This window comes from Priestia sp. YIM B13552 (assembly GCF_042787775.1).
GTDB classification, from domain to species: Bacteria; Bacillota; Bacilli; order Bacillales; family Bacillaceae_H; genus Priestia; species Priestia megaterium_E.
On sequence record NZ_JBHZOU010000001.1, the window covers coordinates 92,402 to 110,012 of the forward strand.

Here is a 17,611-nt window from a genome sequence, read left to right on the forward strand (position 1 = left end):
AGAAAAAAACACCTCCAAGTGATTGCTCGGTACTCCATACCCGGTTATCAGCTTGAAGGTGTTTTTTTATTTATATAAAATCAGAGCCTGTCCAAATTATTAGCAACTACGTTTTCTTAATCTGCGAACGCTGATACTTTCTAAACTAGTCGTATTTCTATTACCTGAATTATCTTCCCATACCAAAAATCCGCCTTCTGCTCGAATAAACGTACCATTTCCATCAAGCTGTCTTCCAGCAGAAAAAACTTGAATTTTATCTCCTCTTCGAAAATTATCTACTATAGAGCGAGATTGAGATGTACGACGATCTCCACTACGACGTCCTGGCATAACTTCACCTCCTTATACATTTATAGTACATACTATGAAAAAAACGAAAATTGGCATAAGCAAAACGCGTAAAAGCACAAAAAATATTTTATAAATGAAAATTTGGACATCTCTGTCCATAGTATTTCTGCCATACTTCTTACATTCACCCCTAGTCAACATGATGCTCTTTCGAGGGCACATATAAAAAGCTAGCTCTTAGTGCATAACGATCCTTTTTGTTGCTACAACTTACAAACACACTGAATCTCTTTCATCTTATATTGCTGTTGTTGTATTGATTTATTGAGTATAAAATACATATATGTTAAAGAGTTTGATATATATAATTTAAAAAGTTATATCTTTTAGACACAAAAAAAAGAACCCTCCATAAAAAGAGGATTCAAACAGGGTAAGTAAGAAAAAGAAATATACATGCATGTTCCTGGGGGGCACTACGCTTGTATAATCAACTTATACCCGCTATTCACTGATTCAAACAGTTAAAAACATTTTAAATAAAAATTAATCGTTAATCTATTAAATACAATCTCTGAATATATTCAATAGCTTTATCTTTGTACTCTACCTGTTCTCTAATATTAATAATTCGCATAACAAGTACTCCTCTACAAAGAATAACAACCATCATTTACATAAAGGGTGTTATAGACATGCTTTTTAATAAAAGTGTGTTGCTTCTTCAATTAAAACGTATCCTTAAACCCATTCTTTCCTATGTTCACGAATAAATTTAATGTCATTTTGATAATGTTCAAGATGCCCTTCGTCTATCATTTTTTGGAACGCACTGTCGCCTTCACTGGCTTTTCTTGTAATTGTTTCACATAATCCCTCTAATCGCAGCAATACCACTTCCAAATAACCTTCTTGTAATTCTTCGCCGTATGATTCAAAAAATAATTTCACTCTTTGGTTTATATGTTGAGCATGCTGCAATGAATTATAATAAATCTTCTCACCTGTTTCAGAAAGATAAAATCTACTTAAGGGGACGCACGTATAAAGAGTATAAGCAATGTCCCAAATTCTTGGACCGGGCCCAGCAACATCAAAATCAATGATGCCTACTGGTCTTTCGTACTTGAAAATGATGTTGTATATGGCAAAATCATTATGACATAGTATCTCAAATGGTTTAGGAGTGTTATCTATTGATTTCCAGCTGTCATCAAATGAAAAATCACTCACTGAATCATGATAAAGACGGAGCATTTTCCCTATTTCTATTAAAACATCATCAGACCACATATATTTCTTCAAGGGATAATTACCGGCTTCACCTTCAATAAATGATAAGACCTCTCTTCCTTTTTCATCAATGCCTAAAAATTTTGGCGCATAACTAAAACCTTTGTTCTCTAAATGCTTTAATAGCTTATGAAATTTATGACTATCTGATTTTAATTCTCGTCGTACAGTATCTCCCGACCGATAAACGTTAGAGACATTCCCTCCTGTTAGCACTTCTTCGTCCTCAAAGCTTGACATATAAACATTCCCCCTGAATATATCCTATTTGTCGGCAATAAATAAAAATGATAAAGTATTCGTCATAAATGAAATATTTCATTTTACTACTGATTTAGAAAAGCCCGTACTTTTTCTTTTGTAGCCTCTTTGGAACTGACTGATAAAGTGTAGAAACTCGGTTATCTTCATGTTACGTTACATTATAAAAAAAGAATATTCATTCGAAGATCCTTTTAACTGCTTGTTTCATACAAAAATCCGCTAAAAAGTGGAAGACCGCTACTATGTAAAATCAACCAAAGCCTCCATCTGAGTGAATAATTTGTCCGGTAATCCATTCTGCTTCTTCACTTGCTAAAAAAATAACTAATTTTGCGGCATCCCGTGGCTCACCAAGTCGACCCATCGGGAACTTTGGCCGTAGCTCTTCTTTTAACTCACTGCTCATCCACCCAGTGTTAGTTGGTCCAGGATCTACAGCATTAACAGTAATTTTAAGAGGTGCTAATTCAATAGCAACTGATTTAGTGAACGTAGAAACAGCCCCTTTCGTTGCAACATAGGCCAAATTCCCAGGCTCAGGTGACTTATCTTGACCTGAAACCATATTAATAATTCGACCGCCATGCTTACCTTCGATTAGACGTGCAAACTCAACAGTCAAAAGACATGTCCCTCTAACATTCACGTTATAATGAGCGTCGAGAACATCAGCATCTATCGAACGAAAATCCACGTCCACAGAATGTGTTGCATTATTTACAAGGATTGATGGAGAACCCAGTTTGGTTTGAACTGTATCAAGCAGTTTTCTCGGTGCATCGGGCTGTGATAAATCCAACTCCATCGATTCACATCGTACTCCCAGACTGCGAATCTCTTCCATAAGATGCTTCGACCAGTTAGAATCATCTTCATTAAAATACGTCATCGAACGATCATAATTTGACCAATGAGTGAAAAAAATATCCGCGCCTTCTTTAGCTAATTCCCTGCATATTTCAGTACCAATACCTTTTGCCCGACTAGCACCAGTAACAATCGCAATTTTATTTATTAATCGCTTCATAAAGCATCTCCTCATGGGAACGCTGAATTCATATGCTCACCAATAACACACGAATTTAGCAATCCTGTATATGTATATTAATCTATCAAGTTGTAATAAATGAAAAAATGTAATTACAGTGTAACAGGTATTGCACTGTCTATATTCCGCACTCATAAACAGAAAATGAGATACCTTCTCCGTAGCCATCTTTTACTTCATGAACAGTAAGATTGTTAAATCCATTCGAGTTAAGGATACCTTCAAATTCTTCCGATCCATAAAGTCGAAGAGGGAAATCCATTATCTCCACCTTTTTTGTCTGATTTCCTTGAAGCAGCTCATATTTTATCTTAGTATTCAAAGAGCTCGTTCTTCTATCGTAGAAGCTTTTTTTGTAAACGACGAGGATTTCTTTATTAAAAGATACTCTATCCGTTTCGGTCCAATCTAATAGTTCTTCAATTTCTCTTTTTTTCTTTATCATCGTTAAAAGTATTTTCCCGTCGTCTTTTAAAACTGCTTTCATGTTTTGAAGACTCTTAACAGCAATATCATCAGCTAACAGTGAAAAAGAGCCAAAAGGTATTATAATAAGATCATAATTTTTACTACTTTTAAAATTCTTGATATCTTGATACCATACATTTGGTTTAAGGTTTAGTACTTCAGCTTTTTCTACACATGCTTTAAGCATTTCTTTAGAAATATCGAACCCTTCAATATCAATTCCGTTTTGCATAAATGGAATAAGCATTCTACCGCTCCCGCACATCGGTTCTAATACTTTCATATTTTGACCTTTGACAAAGGAAAGATAAAACTCAAGCTCTTTTCTATTTGCAGCGGATTTATCAACCTCGTACAACCTTGTGCAGAGCTCTCCATAGTAATCATTCATTCTCGTTTTCACCTCACATAATTAGTCTTCCATACGTGCATTCAACTTTCCTGCTCTATTCTAGTCAATATAGAACTTATCACAGGTAGTAAACTCTCGGTCTCTAACAAGTTTATGCTCGTCCCCTCCCCTTAGTTTTAGTTATATTTCACTCTTTGGAAAAGAGATAGGCAGAATAATCGATTTCCTAAATAAAATTCCAAAAGGAAATAACCTCATTTTAGAGAACTGAATAAAGGGCTGCTTTTCATTTCTCTAACATTAAAAAGGAGGTATACGAATGAATGAACAGATACTGAAAATTAACAAAGTGGAAATTTGCACAGAAAGTTTTGGGAACCCTAACAACCCGGCTGTACTGCTAATAATGGGAGCAATGTCTTCGTTAGATTGGTGGGATGAAGACTTCTGTCTTCGTCTTGCCGAACGGGAGAGATTTGTTATTCGTTACGACCATCGTGATTTAGGGCGATCTACCACTTATCCACCTGGTACCTCTAACTATACGATAACAGATATGGCTGATGACGCAATTGGTGTTTTAGACGCTTATTCTATAGAAAAAGCTCATATTGTTGGAATGTCTTTGGGCGGAATGATAGGTCAGATTCTTGCTCTTAGATATCCCGAACGCACAGATTCCCTTACTTTAATTGCATCAAGCGTATTTGGAACGGAGGCGGAAAAATTGCCCCCAATGGATCAGCGTATACTTGATTATCATACAAAAAGCACTTCCATAGACTGGTCAAATCAAGAGGCAATCGTTCACTACCTTGCAGGTGGATGGGAAACTTTAAGTGGAACAAAACCTTATGAAGAGGAAAGAATGTATAAGCTAGCAGAAAGAGAAGCTGCCCGTGCCAAACAGCTGCCGAGTAGATTTAACCATGCTTTGCTTCAAGGAGGAGGCCAATATTATGACAGATCGAGTGAAATTAGTATACCTACACTAATCATTCATGGGACAGAAGATCCGGCACTCCCATACGAACATGGACTTGCTCTTGCAAAAGCTATTGCTCATGCTAAATTAATAGCTCTTGAGGGTACAGGACATGAAGTCCATAGTGAAGACTGGGAACAAATTATCGAATCAATTGTAGAGATTAGCTCCTAAAAGTTAAAAAAGAGAAATGAAGACTTCAAAGCGCTTTTTTAAGAAAGCTTTGGGGTCTTTTCATGTTTCAAAGTTCCTTCCTTCTACTTACAGTAGACAAAACCTTTCCTATAGCAAAGGGTGTTTTGTACAAAAGTACCTGCATCTTTTCAAAACATCATATTTACGATACACTGATAATTCGCGAAATATCCACATAAGGGTATTACAGTAAGAAAGTGGAGGTTTTCATGAAATGTTTTAAGGCGCTTTTTTGTTTAATCTTATTAATCCTTGTAGGTATAACCGGCTGTTCTTCAAAAGAAGAAGTCACAAGCATTAACACTGTTGATGTAAAAGATCTTAAAGACCACGGCGGAACTTATGTTGGAGATAATTCTAACGTAGTAGCTATCGTAAGAGCATTGCCTGGAGGAGAAACATTTAAAGAAATTGATTTACATAATAAAACACCAAAAATAATATATGGTACTAAAGAGGGCTCTTTATCAAAAGATGAAATATTAAAATATTGGCTCGACGGTAAGGATACACTAGAGAAAAACTTTCTTTATAATGCTATTTATTTAACGATACTAATACCTAATGCTGAAGGGTACAGTTTTAAAATAGATGATCAGAAATTCTCAGTATCTAGACAAGAAATGAAACAATTCATTTCCAAAAACATTCAAACTTTACCAGATAGCAATGAGTTATTTGATAAAGAAAAAGCACAGCAATTTATAGATAATAATAAAGAGAAGATTAATAAAGCGGTTAAATCGGCAGCTATTCGAGAACAATTCTTTAAGAATGTTCCTATCGTAAAAGAATAAGAACAAATAAAGAGCCTTAAATAAGGCTCTTTATTTGTTTTCTATTTACTTAACCAATCTTTCAAATTAAATAAAAGCTCCAGAAAGTCACGAATCAAGGAAGCTTTTCACAGCAGTTAAAAAAGCGGATAAGTTTCCTGCATGCACCTCATGTCCAGCTCCTTCTATCGTTACTAATCTACAATTTGGAATGCGCTTAGAAACTTCTTGCAATTTATCTTGAGGAATATGGCTGGATCCTCCTCCTATGATGAGAGTAGGTGCAATTATCTCTGTAAGACTTTCCCACCATTTAGGATTGGGGTTGTTTAACTGTTGAAGAATTGAAGGTACAACCTCCCAGTCAAATGGTAAAGGTCCAGGCGGTTTGGCAGGAATTTCGAACTTTTCTCCTGTAAAAGGTGGAGGAGTGTCTTCAACAATCAATTGATCTACCCTTTCTGGAAATGTTTCAGAAAAAAGATAGGACACCGTACCGCCCATAGAATGCCCAATCAACGTAAAGCGCTCCACATTCATCGCATTTACGAACTGAAGCAAGTCATCACACATAAGTTCAAACGTATAGGTGCCGGTTCTTTCACTTCCACCGTGTCCTCGCTGATCTAAAGCTAAAAATCGATATTCCTCTCCTAATACAGCTGCTACATCATCCCACGACTCTGCACTCATTCCCAAAGCGTGAAGTGCAATAATGGCGGGTGCCGAAGCTTTGCCTGCCTCTCGATATTGAAATGTTAAACCATTTAGTTCAATTTGATTTACTCCCATTTTCAAATTAGATCAACTCCTAACTCAGATTTCACCAATTAAAATCTAGTTTATTAAGGTTCATCTATATATTAGCGAAGAAATGAAGATTTCCTTCACCTCTTATCTTACTAGGAAAGATATTAGATTATTTTATGTATCCTGTGTAATTCTTTAGTCAGCATAATTCACCTAGAGTTTTTTACTTTCGATACCTATATAATTTAAACCAAAAGTACTGCAAGCCAATTGAATAAAAGATTGCAAAGGAAGAGACATGAATTTATCTTTATGCCAAAACATTTGTGTGTAAAGAGGTGTATCAACTTTAGTGCATGCTAATTCTTTTAATATACCTTTCTCAACTTCCGCTTTTACTACTACTTCCGGTAGTATGGCAATACCTAAATCTAACATTACACACTGTTTAATAGCTTCTACGCTTACAAATTCAAATTTAGTTGATGTGCAAATACCCGCCTCACGAAACAAGTTTTCCAATACTACCCGGTATGAACAACCCGACTCAGTATACAAAAGAGTCTCATTCTCAAGGTCTTCTAAGTAGATTTCCGCTTTATTAGCTAAAGGATGCTGAGGAGAAGCTATAATTTTTAGGTTTTCTGCAACAAGACATTGCGTATGTAGATTTGCATCGTAATGCTGAATAGGCTCCAATGTAAAGGCAATATCAAGAGTGCCATCTAGTAGCTGCGCTCTCGTTTGTTCTTGAGAGTAAATGGGCTTAAAGATCATTTTAACCTTTGGAAATTGATCCTTGAACTCTTTTAATATTGGAGGCAATCTATACGTGCACTGACTTTCAGAAGATCCAATGATAAGCGTACCTGCGGGCTCCTCCACTCCACTTACAGCGTTTTTTGCTTCCTTAGTCAATTGAATCAGTTTATCGGCGTACCTTTTGAATTCTCTACCTGCTTCTGTTAAAACCAAGCGCTTTCCGAGACGTTCAAATAAAGGAGTTTCAAGTTCATTCTCAAGAGCTTTTATTTGAGCGGTAACGCTTGATTGAGCAAAGTTCAAAATTTTAGCTGTATATGTAAAATTTAAATTTTCTGCAGCTGTTTTAAATGTAATCAGTTGTTTTATTTCGATTTTCCTCACCTCTGTATAATCGGATATTTCGATTGATTCAATCGTAATGTTCATCTGTAACGATTGCTAATTTCATTATAAAATATGGTAAATCAAACCACAACATACTAAATATAAAGAGATAAGGGGAAATCATAATGTCTATAAAAAAAGAGAATACAGAGGAATCAACCGTTCTAATGCAAAAAAATACAAGTGACAAAAACTTCAAATACTATTGGAATGAAATTATTCGAGCGCTTATCGTAACCAAATAAGTAAGGCTAATCAATTTTATTTTTTGGAAAAGTAAATCCACATACAAGCGTATAAATATAAAAACAATAGCTCGCTAACGCTGACGATATACAGGATTAGCGAGCTATTAATCTATTTAAACTTATAATCATGTTTATTGGCTTGAATCTAACCTAAACTTTGCAATATCCTTGTGATCTTGGGAGATAATGAGTGTACCCTTTAACGCATTAGCTTGTAGCTTTTTTAGTTCTTCTTCAGTTGGCAAAAGAGGTAATTCATTATTTTTTTCCTTTGCTCCTAAGGTATAACTAAGAGTAAATTTACTTGTTCCTTTAGATGGAATTTCTCCTATACTCATACCAATACCTAACTTATTGTTATCCATATTATAAATATTTGAACCAATTGATTCCTTTACAGCTGATACTAACTCCTTATCTGGTTCTATGCGAATGTTTGTTTTAGCAGAATCAGAGAGAGCCATAATATTATTAGACGTATTTTCCATCGTAAATGTATAGCGTAACTCCATTGGAACGATACTTTTACTTTTATTCTTTTTATCAGGTACTATCATTTCCCCAACGATTTTTTTATCATCTGTTAACGTTACCTCTGCTTTTTGTAATTTTAAGTACTCAACATTGTTTACATATTCCGTTTTTGAACAAGCGGAGATGATAAACACCAAACACATAATAAACAAACCAAGATAGAACTTTTTCATATTTCTCCTCCAAACATTTTTTGTCCCCCAACAATAAACATATGTTATTATATTTTCTATATTTTGTATTTTATAATTGTCATATGAGCTATTATTAAACATAAAAACACTAAGGTACTTTATGTTTCCTTGGTGTCTTTTATTAGTTTTTAAGCGTTTAGTTAAAAAATTAGATTTGGAGAAGAGAGTTAATTTGGAAATGAATGTTGAAGATGAACGTAATGGAGTTTATTATACATTTTTTGTAGGAGGAAAAGATGATACAAAATTTATTTGTTTTTGTATCTAGTAATTTTCTTCTACAAAACGTATCGCTTTGTTTAATTCTGAAGTTCTTAAAACGACTTCTTTATCATTAAAAATAATAAAGAAAGGGCTGCCTTCTACCTTTAAGTCCGGATATTGATTCTTTACTTCTTCCAACGAAGAAAAATATCGAACTTGTTTTAAACCCATTATTTCCTCTGGATGATCGATCTCTTCTCCTACTGCCAAAATAGAATATTCTTCTCCATCTGACAATAACTCTTTAGGTGGAGAATCCGCGTATTGTTTTTTCCAAGTTAAACTTGAACATGCTGCACATAGAATAACCAAAGATAGAATAAAAGGTAAGTATAACCACTTTTTCATAACACAGCCCCTTCTGTATTCGAAATATATTTCAAAAGAAAAATGATGCAACATCTTTATTTACCATAATGGGTTTTACAGACACTTTAGCACCTTTATTGACGCGAGTACAAAAACCACGCAGGCATCTCGGTGTTTTCAATTAGCAGCACTTGTTTATGCTTAGGATCACCTTTAATAGCATAAATAAAATCCCCATTTTGTGTTTTACCAAAGGCTCTAAAATATTTCTTAGAGTCATACTTTGTTTGATCAGCCATCTCCGTGCACTCATAATCTCCATATGTATCACTTAAAAGCTTTGTGTTAAACATATTCTCGTCTTTTGTTACATAAAACTTATCGTAAGAAAAGAACAAAAAATATATACTTAACGCTCCTATAATTGTTATACAACTAGCTAAGCCCCATCGAATTTTTTTATTCACTTTCGACCTCTTAAAATTTTTTTGTTTTACTATAATTAGGTTTTGATATATGTAATACGCTCACGTAGAACGTATTTTCTGAAAGATAAAGTAGTCAACTTAAATAATACTCATCTTTTTTGGGCTACCTTTTTCATTAACTGACTTTTATGATCTTTATCTTTAACTATAATATAATCCTCTGTTCCTTTTACTGAATAGATTTCTGAACCAACTGTAAAATAGTTTGATTGATTATTACCTTCGGGCATCGTAGTTGCTTTAGTTTTCTTTTCTATGGTTCCTATTTGGTCTCCTATTTCTTGTGTTTGATCTAATTTATCTTCTGTTCCGTTATATTCCTTGTTTTCAACTACAACAATGATAGCAGAAGAACTCTCTATATTTTCCCCTGTACTTTCTTGATTACATGCAGTTAGAACGGTTAAATAAACTACTGACAGAAAACTAAGTGTTCTCTTCATAATAGCCTCCGAAAATCATTTTCCTTACCCCTTGATTAAAATTGATATTAGGCGATATACCAAGTTCAGTGACGTATCATAATGTATTCGAAAACGAACAATCCTAAAAGTTCTATTAAGAAAACTTTCCGGGTTCCTCCACATAAAAATCCACATAACCGCAGCTTGAACAAACATAAGGTATTAACTCGCTGTAATGGTGATTGTTATTTAATACGCTACTCGGTGTTTTATTTACACCTACTGTACCAGGTGATGATTGAATACGAGCTTTGATTAGAGTTGAATCACATTTAGAGCACTTTTTTCTTTGCATACATATCACCCTTTCTATTTCATAACATCCTTCCTATTTTCTATAGTACATGCTTACTCGCTTTAAAATTAATAATTAGCCATATAACTTGAATAATCAAAGGAAAAATACATGCAATTAGCAACACTATAAATGCGAACAATTTCAGCTCGGGTGTTTGGGTAACACCCGCTCCATCCACTTCTCTTGTCCAGACAACAGCTGTGCCTACAGCGAAAAGTATGATCCAAATTATATTAGCTATACACCAGGAAATCCATCGTCTTTTCACATCATCACTTCTTTCAATTTAAGCTGCATCTTTCTTTATTAATTCCCAGATAAGAGCAATGGTAGAAATAGCTCCACCTACCGCAAAGAGATAAGAAGAAAACGGTATTGTTTCATGTATGAATAAACTTCTTACTCCATAAAAACACAGGATAATAGTGCTGATTAAACCAATCATAAGCCGAATATTTTTATTGATCGTTTTCTCCCCCTTTAGGCTTCTCTTTGCACCTGATCCTTTATCATAAGCCCAAATAAAGCGAAGAAGTTCAACACAACCAGCAATCCATAATAAAAGCCGATCCCTTCAAAAAGCAAAGAGAGAATAGGAAATATCATAGATTCAAAGCCAAATAACATAATAATAAGCCCAATTCCTTTAGCGAGCTGTTTTTCATCCTTAGGTGTAAATATCTTTCCATACCCAGCAATAAAATTAGTACTACCTTTTTTCCATACACGTTTCCCAATATAAATGATGAAGCAGCTTACTAAACATATAAATAATACGTTTAACATCAGATATTATCCCTTCTTTACACACTCCAATTTAACATATATAGTATATTTTACCATAAAAATTTACAAATATTATGTATTAAAGGTGGACTCATAAAATATAACACTATAAAATATATCCATACTAAGTATGGATATTTTAATTAATCAAGAACTCACTGAAGAATATAATAAAACTGAAAAAGTTGTGAAAAGCGCCTTTTAAAATGAAGAATACAGCGATAAGAAAGAACATTTTGACGTGCCTGAAGAATTCTTTATGACCTTAGAGTTAACAGAGGGATTATTAAAAAATATGCAAGGTGTTGTGCAGTACTCAAAAGTTTTTTCAGAGTAAGTACTAACTGATTAATTAGGTTTTATGTAAAGGCTGCCTGAGAAAAAATTTTATAGTATTTTCTATGGACAGCCTCTTTTTTATTTACCTGATATTATTAAAGCGGTGGGTTTTCCACACCTAAATGAACCCAATCTTCTTTTGGAGGCCCATAAACTCCAGGGGGTTTCAGTCCTGCTTGACGCATCAGAATGGTAATTTGACCTCGGTGATGAACAATATGCTTGATTAGTCCCATTAAGATTGTGGCATTTGATTGGGTTCTTCCGAACGCTTCTTGCGTATGTCCTAAAGATTCATCTGTCCATTGCTGTTCAATGATTTTAGCAGCGTGAGAACTTACATTTTTAAAGGTTATAGCGATTTCCTGTGCTGAAGATGGAACGCTTGCTGTACTTTCTATTCTATCTATGCTCAGTCCAAATTCAGTTAGATAATCTGGAATATTTGTTGTAAAATGCCAAGCGATTCTTCCTAACGTACGTCCTTCAGGGCAAACTTGTTGTTTCAACGAATCATCTGTTAAGCTATCCAAAACTTTTTGAGTTAGCATGGCTTCGCTGTTCCATTCTTTGATAAAATCTGAAATGGTGTTATACATGTAAAAGACCTCCCAATATAAATCTAACCTAAATTAACACTTAAATAATATCATAGAAAAAACCAATTGGCTTATTTACTAAAGAAAGGAGATTCTATGTTATTTAAAGCTACCGCTCAAAAAACTATCATGTTTGCTTTATTACTTTTGTATGCTTCATTATTCATTCAAGCAATTCAATATAAAGTACTTGCCTTCTTACTTCTTTTTGCTATCCTCTGTTCATTTCTTTCCCTTTTCCTCAGATATGAATTTCAGATAGACAAAGATGCTTTAACCTATAGAACATATATATTATGGTTTAAAGTATATGCAAAAACCGTTAAACCAATGGACATTAAAAGAATTGTATTTAAAAGGTTAAGTTGGAAAGCAAAATTGGCTGTAGTACAAGTAGAAAACGGCTGGAATATGCGAATAGCATTATTTAATCCACCAAATGTTTTTAGGGAATTAGAAAGATTTGCACATGAATATGATGTAGATATTCAAAAAACATCAGATTATAAAATTTTAGATAAAACGTCTTGAATGTCACTGCGTTTTGGATACATTAAACTACACGTAAGTTAAGCCTTATAATCAGCAGTTATTCATTTCTAATTAAGCAGCTTTTGGACCTCTTTACCGCTACCAAACATTAGTAAAGAGGTCTTTTCCTAAGTACCTCCAAGTTTAAACACTTTGTCCTCCTTCCTCACATCAACCTCAAGCCCTACATAAAAATAGGCTTCAAGACCATTCTGTTTAACATTATTTAGATATACAATTCGTATATAACGCTTTTTAAGAGGTGATGATTCTGTATATATCGAAAAAGGTTGGCATTTTAAGCTGGTTTGCTACTTGCTTGTATTTTTTAGTTGAACCTTTCTTTATTTTGACTTCAACTGCTCCCTACAGTTTTTTAAATCACGCAATGAGTGATCTTGGCGTAACTTCTTGTGGAACCTACACCTATTCAATTGCACCTCATGACATTTGCTCTCCTCACCATTTCTGGATGAACGTATTGTTTATTATAAACGGATTAACACTTTCGATTGGTGTTCTGTACATTTCACAAAAACTCAAGAAAACAAAAATAACCCAGCTAGCAACAGCTTTTATTCTTATATTAGCTTTAGGTAACGTTGTTTCAGGCTTTATACCGGCTGATATAAATTTATTTTGGCATTCAATATTCGCTCAACTTGGCATGATCACTGTTTTAGCTGGTCTATGGATATATGCATCCTCCTTAACCAGCGGCAAGTATTGGACTTATGGCTGTTTAGTCTCCTTACTAGTCATCCTCATACTCATTATGCTTGTATTTTTTGTTCCTATGCCTACCGGTCTGCTGCAAAGATTATTCTATTTAGTAATCTTTATATGGGGCACTATGCTTTCCTTTATGTTAAACAAATAATCTATCATCACAGGACTATGTTGAACTACTCCTCGTCATCTCAAAAAGCAAAAAGTCCATAGAGGCATCCCCTATGGACTTTTTTGCAATTTTTTAGATAAATTCTCTTAATAATTCTTTAGATTTCTTTCCGCTAAAACCAAAATAATTGCCAATAAGCTTGACGTATTCTGTGTAGGTAACTTTTCTATTTAAAGCAGTTTCCCACCATCTCTGTGGATTATAATAGCGACTTCCACTAGAACAATAGGTTAATTGCATTTGGGTATCCTTAAATTCTTTATTAAAGTTTTTTTCTACCCTTTTCATATGATAGTTGGAAGAAACAACGATAGCGGATTGAAAATGATAGTTCATCATTAGCCTTTTTGTGAATTTAGCGTTTTCCGTAGTACTTGTAGCGTGATTTTCTAATATAATTGAATCCTCAGGTATTCCTGAGTCCTTGGCTTGATGATAAAAATTATTTTCTTGACCATTCGAAAGGATTAAATGAGCCGCATAGCCTTTTTTATATAATTCAATTCCTTTCTCCAGTCGATCATTATCACCACTTAACACAATGATCACGTCAGATTTTACAGGCTTTTCGTTTACCACAAGCTCTTTCCCGGCAAACAGAAAAAAAATAATCCCTAATCCCAGCATAAATATACTAATTTTTATCCTTTTACCTTTAATTTTTTGCATATAGACCCTCATTTAAAAAGTTCACTTCATATCGTATCATAAAGCTCAATATTCATAAAAATAAAAAGGTGCTTTCAAAAAAACTTTGCATTCTGTAAACAATCACAGCTTTTATATAAAAGTTAACATTAAAAATTTCAAAGAACATTCTTTCTCAATATTTTCATGAATAACATGAATTTTATACAAATTTAAATATTTTTTAACTTATTTGTATTAATATTTCTCTTTTCACTTATTTTTCATTTTTTAATGATAAAATTACAAACGATATGAGAAGTAAGCAAAATAGCTTATTAATTAACCTTAAAAAACTGACCATTATGGTCAGTTTTTTAGTGTAAAAAGAGTTAGTTGCATCATAGTTTTCTAACCGAATTTAACCAAAGTAATTCAGTTTGTAGTTAAATTCTAAGTTTTTTATTAGACAAATATTTTTCCTTAATGTTAAAATGTTTCCCTGAGGAAAGATAAATTAGGATTCTAATATATAAACTGCTAACACATGTAGACATTTCAGTTTGTTCTAAGTCAAAATTTTATTTTCAAAGGGTTTCTTATGCTCCAAAAGTTTCCTTAGGGAAAATTTATAGTATTTAATAAAAAAAATAAGCTGAAGTCAAAAAAATGTCTTGTTCACTAAATTAGGGCTAATAAACGTTTTGATTATACAGGCTATCGTATGGTAGACCTTTTATATAAAAAATCACAGTTAAAACAGATTGGAGGTTTGTGATAGATCGTGAGAAGAAATCTATTTTATTGATATTTTTCTAACATACATTAGAGAACCTTATATTCAGTGATTGGAATAGAAATTTAATAAAGAAAAGGTGTTTTAAACATGGAACGCAAGAAGTCAGAAAGCTTTAATTATGGTCTTGCTTTTACACTGCTGCTGTTTTTTATTATTAGCTGTATAGCTATTTATAACGCGCAAAAAACAGGACAGTATTCTACAAACTTCGTAATTAAACAAGTTGAATGGTACGCAGTAGGTATTGGGATTATCTTCATCACCATGAGGCCTGATGAAGATCAGTGGGACCAATTCACATGGTTCTTTTATGGGCTAAATATTTTTATCCTTATTTTACTCATCGTTTCTCCCCAAAGTATTGCTCCTGTCAAAAATGGTGCAAAAAGCTGGTTCGTCCTTCCTGGTATTGGATCGATACAGCCGTCAGAGTTCACAAAAATCTCTTTAATCTTAGCATTTAGTAAAGTGATACGAAATCATAACGAAAAATTTCGCGTAAGAGATATAAGAAGCGACGTTTTACTCGTTGGAAAGCTAGGAGCTACGTTAGCGGTCCCTATTCTTCTTATTATGCAGCAGCCCGATTTAGGAACGGCACTCGTGATGATCTTTTTATTCTTTGTCATGATATTCGTTTCAGGAGTCAGTTTTAAGCTCATTCTTCCTACCTTTACTTCAATTATAGGAATCGCTTCAGGTATTTTATATATGGTTTTGAACCACCCAAAAATATTGGAAAAATATTTGCACGTTCAATCCTATCAGTTTGATCGTATCTATGCGTGGTTTGATCCAGAATCTTATGCAGGCAGCTTGTCTTACAACTATATGCAAGTGTTAAAAGCAATAGGTGCCGGATCCATTTCAGGAAGAGATACATCAAAATTTTCAGTATATGTTCCCGAAAAACATTCAGACTTTATTTTTAGTGCAATTGGAGAAAGTTACGGCTTCTTAGGAACTAGCCTTATTCTTTTCTTATTTATGGTGCTGATTTACCAAATTATTACCGTCGCATTTCATACGAAAGATCAATTCTCTACATACATTTGTACCGGCGTTATTTCAATTGTTTTCTTTCATGTTTTAGAAAATGTGGGCATGTGTATAGGACTTCTTCCGATAACGGGAATACCACTGCCGTTTATAAGCTACGGGGGAAGTGCGTTAATGAGTACGATGTTTTTGATGGGACTAGTATTAAATATAAGCTTTCAATCAAAAGCTTATATGTTTGATCAGGATGTGAGGTAATACAATGACTAATAAAAAAATGGCTAAAGAGATAAATTTAGACCTAAAGATTCGTATAAAAGTATTGAAATATATGTGTATTTTTTTATTTTCTCTCTTGTATATAGCCGTTATTAGGTGGGTTTTTTAGGAGGAGTTTTTTATGTTCAAAAAAATTCTAAAATGTTACGATTACAAATTTATTGCTGCGTTAATTGTTCTAAGCCTGATCGGTTTAATTATGGTTTATAGTGCCAGCATGGTAACAGCAATTAGCCGTTATGGTGTATCTGGGGATTATTTTTATAAAAAACAAAAGCTTGCTCTTATAGCAGGCTTTATCCTTTTCACATTAGCAGCTATCGTACCATATAAAATTTATCAAGAAAAAGCAGTATTAAAATTTTTATTAGGTGTCGCTATTTCACTCCTTATTTTAGTTTTAGCTTTTGGACATACAGCGGGTAATGCACAAAGTTGGTTTAAAATAGGGCCTATTGCTATTCAGCCGTTAGAAATAACAAAATTAACGCTTATTATCTATTTAGCCGCTGTTTTTGCAAATAAACAAGAGTATATCAATGATTTAAAAAGGTCGATTCTTCCACCTATGGTGGTTGTGCTTTTTATTTGTTTCTTAATTATCTTGCAGCCTGACTATGGTGGAGCCTTGCTTATTTTAGGAACAGTTGCAGCTATTGTGTTATGCTCAGGGATTTCAAAGAAATCTATTTTAAAAATTAGTTTATTAGGGCTAATTGGAACACTTGTTATGTTAGCCGTTTTATTAGTAACCGGAAACATGGATCTTTTGTTTTCTCCGGGGCGTTTGGCTCGTTTTACCGGATTCTTGCATCCTTTTGAAAATCAACAAGGCGATGGATATCAACTTGTTAATTCTTATGTGGCTATAGGAAACGGAGGAATATTAGGTATGGGGTTAGGACAAGGCATTCAAAAAACGGGCTACTTGCCTGAATCACATACGGATTTTATTATGGCCATTATTGCAGAAGAGCTGGGATTTTGGGGTGTACTTCTTGTATTGGGGCTACTGTTTTTTATTATTTTTAAAGGATTAAAAACAGCTATTAAGTGTCGTGATCCTTTTGGAGCACTGTTAGCTATCGGTATTTCCGTTATGATTGCTGTTCAAGTATTTGTAAACCTTGGGGCTGTCACAGGTCTTCTTCCTATTACTGGTGTCACCCTTCCTTTTATAAGCTTTGGAGGTTCTTCGCTTACATTGTTAATGCTTGCTGCAGGAATACTTACCAATGTTTCCATGTTTAACACGTACACTCAAACATTCAAAAGCCATTCAATGGAACAAGCTTATATAAGAAGTGTTTAACGCCTGAATGGCTAAATGGTGTATGTTAGCTAGCGTTATTGTTATTAACAAGCTGCTACAGGACAC

Annotated in this window: 20 protein-coding genes; 6 read left to right on the forward strand and 14 right to left on the reverse strand. The window is 33.9% G+C overall.

Features of this window, described 5'->3' with window-relative positions:
• Nucleotides 1-99: 99 nt before the first annotated feature.
• The 4 genes from ACFX40_RS00480 to ACFX40_RS00495 all read right to left on the reverse strand — a co-directional run bounded on the left by ACFX40_RS00480 (nt 100) and on the right by ACFX40_RS00495 (nt 3,758).
• Complete coding sequence (locus tag ACFX40_RS00480; RefSeq protein ID WP_051421143.1) at nt 100-333, reverse strand: hypothetical protein; 234 nt, start codon at nt 331-333, stop codon at nt 100-102.
• Nucleotides 334-1,035: 702 nt separating this feature from the next.
• Nucleotides 1,036-1,827 (reverse strand): phosphotransferase, encoded by a 792-nt coding sequence (locus tag ACFX40_RS00485; RefSeq protein ID WP_377253836.1) that lies wholly within the window; start codon nt 1,825-1,827, stop codon nt 1,036-1,038.
• 274 nt (nt 1,828-2,101) lie between these two features.
• On the reverse strand, nt 2,102-2,878 hold the full coding sequence (locus ACFX40_RS00490; protein ID WP_098658659.1) for an SDR family oxidoreductase: 777 nt from the start codon (nt 2,876-2,878) through the stop codon (nt 2,102-2,104).
• Between the two features lie 139 nt (nt 2,879-3,017).
• The gene (locus ACFX40_RS00495; RefSeq protein ID WP_098658660.1) at nt 3,018-3,758 is read right to left on the reverse strand and encodes a class I SAM-dependent methyltransferase; all 741 of its coding nucleotides are present in this window, start codon (nt 3,756-3,758) and stop codon (nt 3,018-3,020) included.
• A gap of 280 nt (nt 3,759-4,038) precedes the next feature.
• On the opposite strand from ACFX40_RS00495, the gene mle reads away from it, so the two are divergent.
• The gene (gene mle / locus ACFX40_RS00500; RefSeq protein WP_098658661.1) at nt 4,039-4,878 is read left to right on the forward strand and encodes an alpha/beta fold macrolide esterase; all 840 of its coding nucleotides are present in this window, start codon (nt 4,039-4,041) and stop codon (nt 4,876-4,878) included.
• A 230-nt stretch (nt 4,879-5,108) separates the two neighbouring features.
• On the forward strand, nt 5,109-5,696 hold the full coding sequence (locus tag ACFX40_RS00505) for a DUF4825 domain-containing protein (protein WP_263034324.1): 588 nt from the start codon (nt 5,109-5,111) through the stop codon (nt 5,694-5,696).
• A gap of 87 nt (nt 5,697-5,783) precedes the next feature.
• Here the strand turns inward: ACFX40_RS00505 and ACFX40_RS00510 are convergent, their stop codons facing one another.
• The 9 genes from ACFX40_RS00510 to ACFX40_RS00550 all read right to left on the reverse strand — a co-directional run bounded on the left by ACFX40_RS00510 (nt 5,784) and on the right by ACFX40_RS00550 (nt 12,097).
• Nucleotides 5,784-6,473 carry an alpha/beta fold hydrolase gene (locus ACFX40_RS00510; RefSeq protein ID WP_263034325.1) on the reverse strand — a complete coding sequence of 230 codons (690 nt, stop codon included), beginning with the start codon at nt 6,471-6,473 and terminating at the stop codon, nt 5,784-5,786.
• Nucleotides 6,474-6,638: 165 nt separating this feature from the next.
• Nucleotides 6,639-7,562, reverse strand: a complete 924-nt coding sequence (locus ACFX40_RS00515) for a LysR family transcriptional regulator (RefSeq protein ID WP_263034692.1) — start codon at nt 7,560-7,562, stop codon at nt 6,639-6,641.
• A gap of 391 nt (nt 7,563-7,953) precedes the next feature.
• A complete protein-coding gene (locus ACFX40_RS00520; RefSeq protein WP_028409987.1) occupies nt 7,954-8,529 on the reverse strand; it encodes a hypothetical protein in 576 nt (191 codons plus the stop codon).
• Nucleotides 8,530-8,814: 285 nt separating this feature from the next.
• The gene (locus tag ACFX40_RS00525) at nt 8,815-9,162 is read right to left on the reverse strand and encodes an outer membrane protein assembly factor BamD (RefSeq protein WP_028409986.1); all 348 of its coding nucleotides are present in this window, start codon (nt 9,160-9,162) and stop codon (nt 8,815-8,817) included.
• Between the two features lie 95 nt (nt 9,163-9,257).
• Nucleotides 9,258-9,590 carry a hypothetical protein gene (locus ACFX40_RS00530; protein ID WP_263034326.1) on the reverse strand — a complete coding sequence of 111 codons (333 nt, stop codon included), beginning with the start codon at nt 9,588-9,590 and terminating at the stop codon, nt 9,258-9,260.
• Between the two features lie 110 nt (nt 9,591-9,700).
• Complete coding sequence (locus ACFX40_RS00535) at nt 9,701-10,054, reverse strand: hypothetical protein (RefSeq protein WP_102814085.1); 354 nt, start codon at nt 10,052-10,054, stop codon at nt 9,701-9,703.
• 356 nt (nt 10,055-10,410) lie between these two features.
• Nucleotides 10,411-10,641, reverse strand: coding sequence for a DUF3923 family protein (locus ACFX40_RS00540; RefSeq protein ID WP_136789513.1), 231 nt, complete (start codon nt 10,639-10,641; stop codon nt 10,411-10,413).
• Between the two features lie 212 nt (nt 10,642-10,853).
• Nucleotides 10,854-11,159, reverse strand: a complete 306-nt coding sequence (locus ACFX40_RS00545; protein WP_060744977.1) for a hypothetical protein — start codon at nt 11,157-11,159, stop codon at nt 10,854-10,856.
• Between the two features lie 434 nt (nt 11,160-11,593).
• Nucleotides 11,594-12,097: a DinB family protein gene (locus tag ACFX40_RS00550; protein WP_028409980.1), complete on the reverse strand. Its 504-nt coding sequence runs from the start codon at nt 12,095-12,097 to the stop codon at nt 11,594-11,596.
• 96 nt (nt 12,098-12,193) lie between these two features.
• On the opposite strand from ACFX40_RS00550, the gene ACFX40_RS00555 reads away from it, so the two are divergent.
• Entirely contained in the window at nt 12,194-12,628 is a 435-nt protein-coding gene (locus tag ACFX40_RS00555) for a diguanylate cyclase (protein ID WP_263034327.1), read from the forward strand.
• Nucleotides 12,629-12,893: 265 nt separating this feature from the next.
• Nucleotides 12,894-13,508 (forward strand): DUF998 domain-containing protein, encoded by a 615-nt coding sequence (locus ACFX40_RS00560; protein WP_221840346.1) that lies wholly within the window; start codon nt 12,894-12,896, stop codon nt 13,506-13,508.
• 93 nt (nt 13,509-13,601) lie between these two features.
• On the opposite strand, the gene ACFX40_RS00565 is transcribed toward ACFX40_RS00560, so the two are convergent.
• Nucleotides 13,602-14,198 carry a YdcF family protein gene (locus tag ACFX40_RS00565; RefSeq protein WP_377253840.1) on the reverse strand — a complete coding sequence of 199 codons (597 nt, stop codon included), beginning with the start codon at nt 14,196-14,198 and terminating at the stop codon, nt 13,602-13,604.
• A gap of 844 nt (nt 14,199-15,042) precedes the next feature.
• On the opposite strand from ACFX40_RS00565, the gene ACFX40_RS00570 reads away from it, so the two are divergent.
• The gene (locus tag ACFX40_RS00570) at nt 15,043-16,212 is read left to right on the forward strand and encodes an FtsW/RodA/SpoVE family cell cycle protein (protein ID WP_028409976.1); all 1,170 of its coding nucleotides are present in this window, start codon (nt 15,043-15,045) and stop codon (nt 16,210-16,212) included.
• Between the two features lie 142 nt (nt 16,213-16,354).
• On the forward strand, nt 16,355-17,545 hold the full coding sequence (locus ACFX40_RS00575; RefSeq protein WP_028409975.1) for an FtsW/RodA/SpoVE family cell cycle protein: 1,191 nt from the start codon (nt 16,355-16,357) through the stop codon (nt 17,543-17,545).
• Nucleotides 17,546-17,611: the final 66 nt, after the last annotated feature.

Excerpts from the sequence above, each read along its gene's own strand:
- ACFX40_RS00520 (WP_028409987.1), bottom strand. The coding sequence starts at position 8,529 with ATGAAAAAGTTCTATCTTGGTTTGTTTATTATGTGTTTGGTGTTTATC.
- ACFX40_RS00535 (WP_102814085.1), bottom strand. The coding sequence starts at position 10,054 with ATGAAGAGAACACTTAGTTTTCTGTCAGTAGTTTATTTAACCGTTCTA.
- ACFX40_RS00495 (WP_098658660.1), bottom strand. The coding sequence starts at position 3,758 with ATGAATGATTACTATGGAGAGCTCTGCACAAGGTTGTACGAGGTTGAT.
- ACFX40_RS00555 (WP_263034327.1), top strand. The coding sequence starts at position 12,194 with ATGTTATTTAAAGCTACCGCTCAAAAAACTATCATGTTTGCTTTATTA.
- ACFX40_RS00560 (WP_221840346.1), top strand. The coding sequence starts at position 12,894 with ATGATTCTGTATATATCGAAAAAGGTTGGCATTTTAAGCTGGTTTGCT.
- ACFX40_RS00550 (WP_028409980.1), bottom strand. The coding sequence starts at position 12,097 with ATGTATAACACCATTTCAGATTTTATCAAAGAATGGAACAGCGAAGCC.
- ACFX40_RS00490 (WP_098658659.1), bottom strand. The coding sequence starts at position 2,878 with ATGAAGCGATTAATAAATAAAATTGCGATTGTTACTGGTGCTAGTCGG.
- ACFX40_RS00505 (WP_263034324.1), top strand. The coding sequence starts at position 5,109 with ATGAAATGTTTTAAGGCGCTTTTTTGTTTAATCTTATTAATCCTTGTA.
- ACFX40_RS00575 (WP_028409975.1), top strand. The coding sequence starts at position 16,355 with ATGTTCAAAAAAATTCTAAAATGTTACGATTACAAATTTATTGCTGCG.
- ACFX40_RS00525 (WP_028409986.1), bottom strand. The coding sequence starts at position 9,162 with ATGAAAAAGTGGTTATACTTACCTTTTATTCTATCTTTGGTTATTCTA.
- ACFX40_RS00480 (WP_051421143.1), bottom strand. The coding sequence starts at position 333 with ATGCCAGGACGTCGTAGTGGAGATCGTCGTACATCTCAATCTCGCTCT.
- ACFX40_RS00570 (WP_028409976.1), top strand. The coding sequence starts at position 15,043 with ATGGAACGCAAGAAGTCAGAAAGCTTTAATTATGGTCTTGCTTTTACA.
- ACFX40_RS00565 (WP_377253840.1), bottom strand. The coding sequence starts at position 14,198 with ATGCAAAAAATTAAAGGTAAAAGGATAAAAATTAGTATATTTATGCTG.
- ACFX40_RS00485 (WP_377253836.1), bottom strand. The coding sequence starts at position 1,827 with ATGTCAAGCTTTGAGGACGAAGAAGTGCTAACAGGAGGGAATGTCTCT.
- mle (WP_098658661.1), top strand. The coding sequence starts at position 4,039 with ATGAATGAACAGATACTGAAAATTAACAAAGTGGAAATTTGCACAGAA.
- ACFX40_RS00545 (WP_060744977.1), bottom strand. The coding sequence starts at position 11,159 with ATGTTAAACGTATTATTTATATGTTTAGTAAGCTGCTTCATCATTTAT.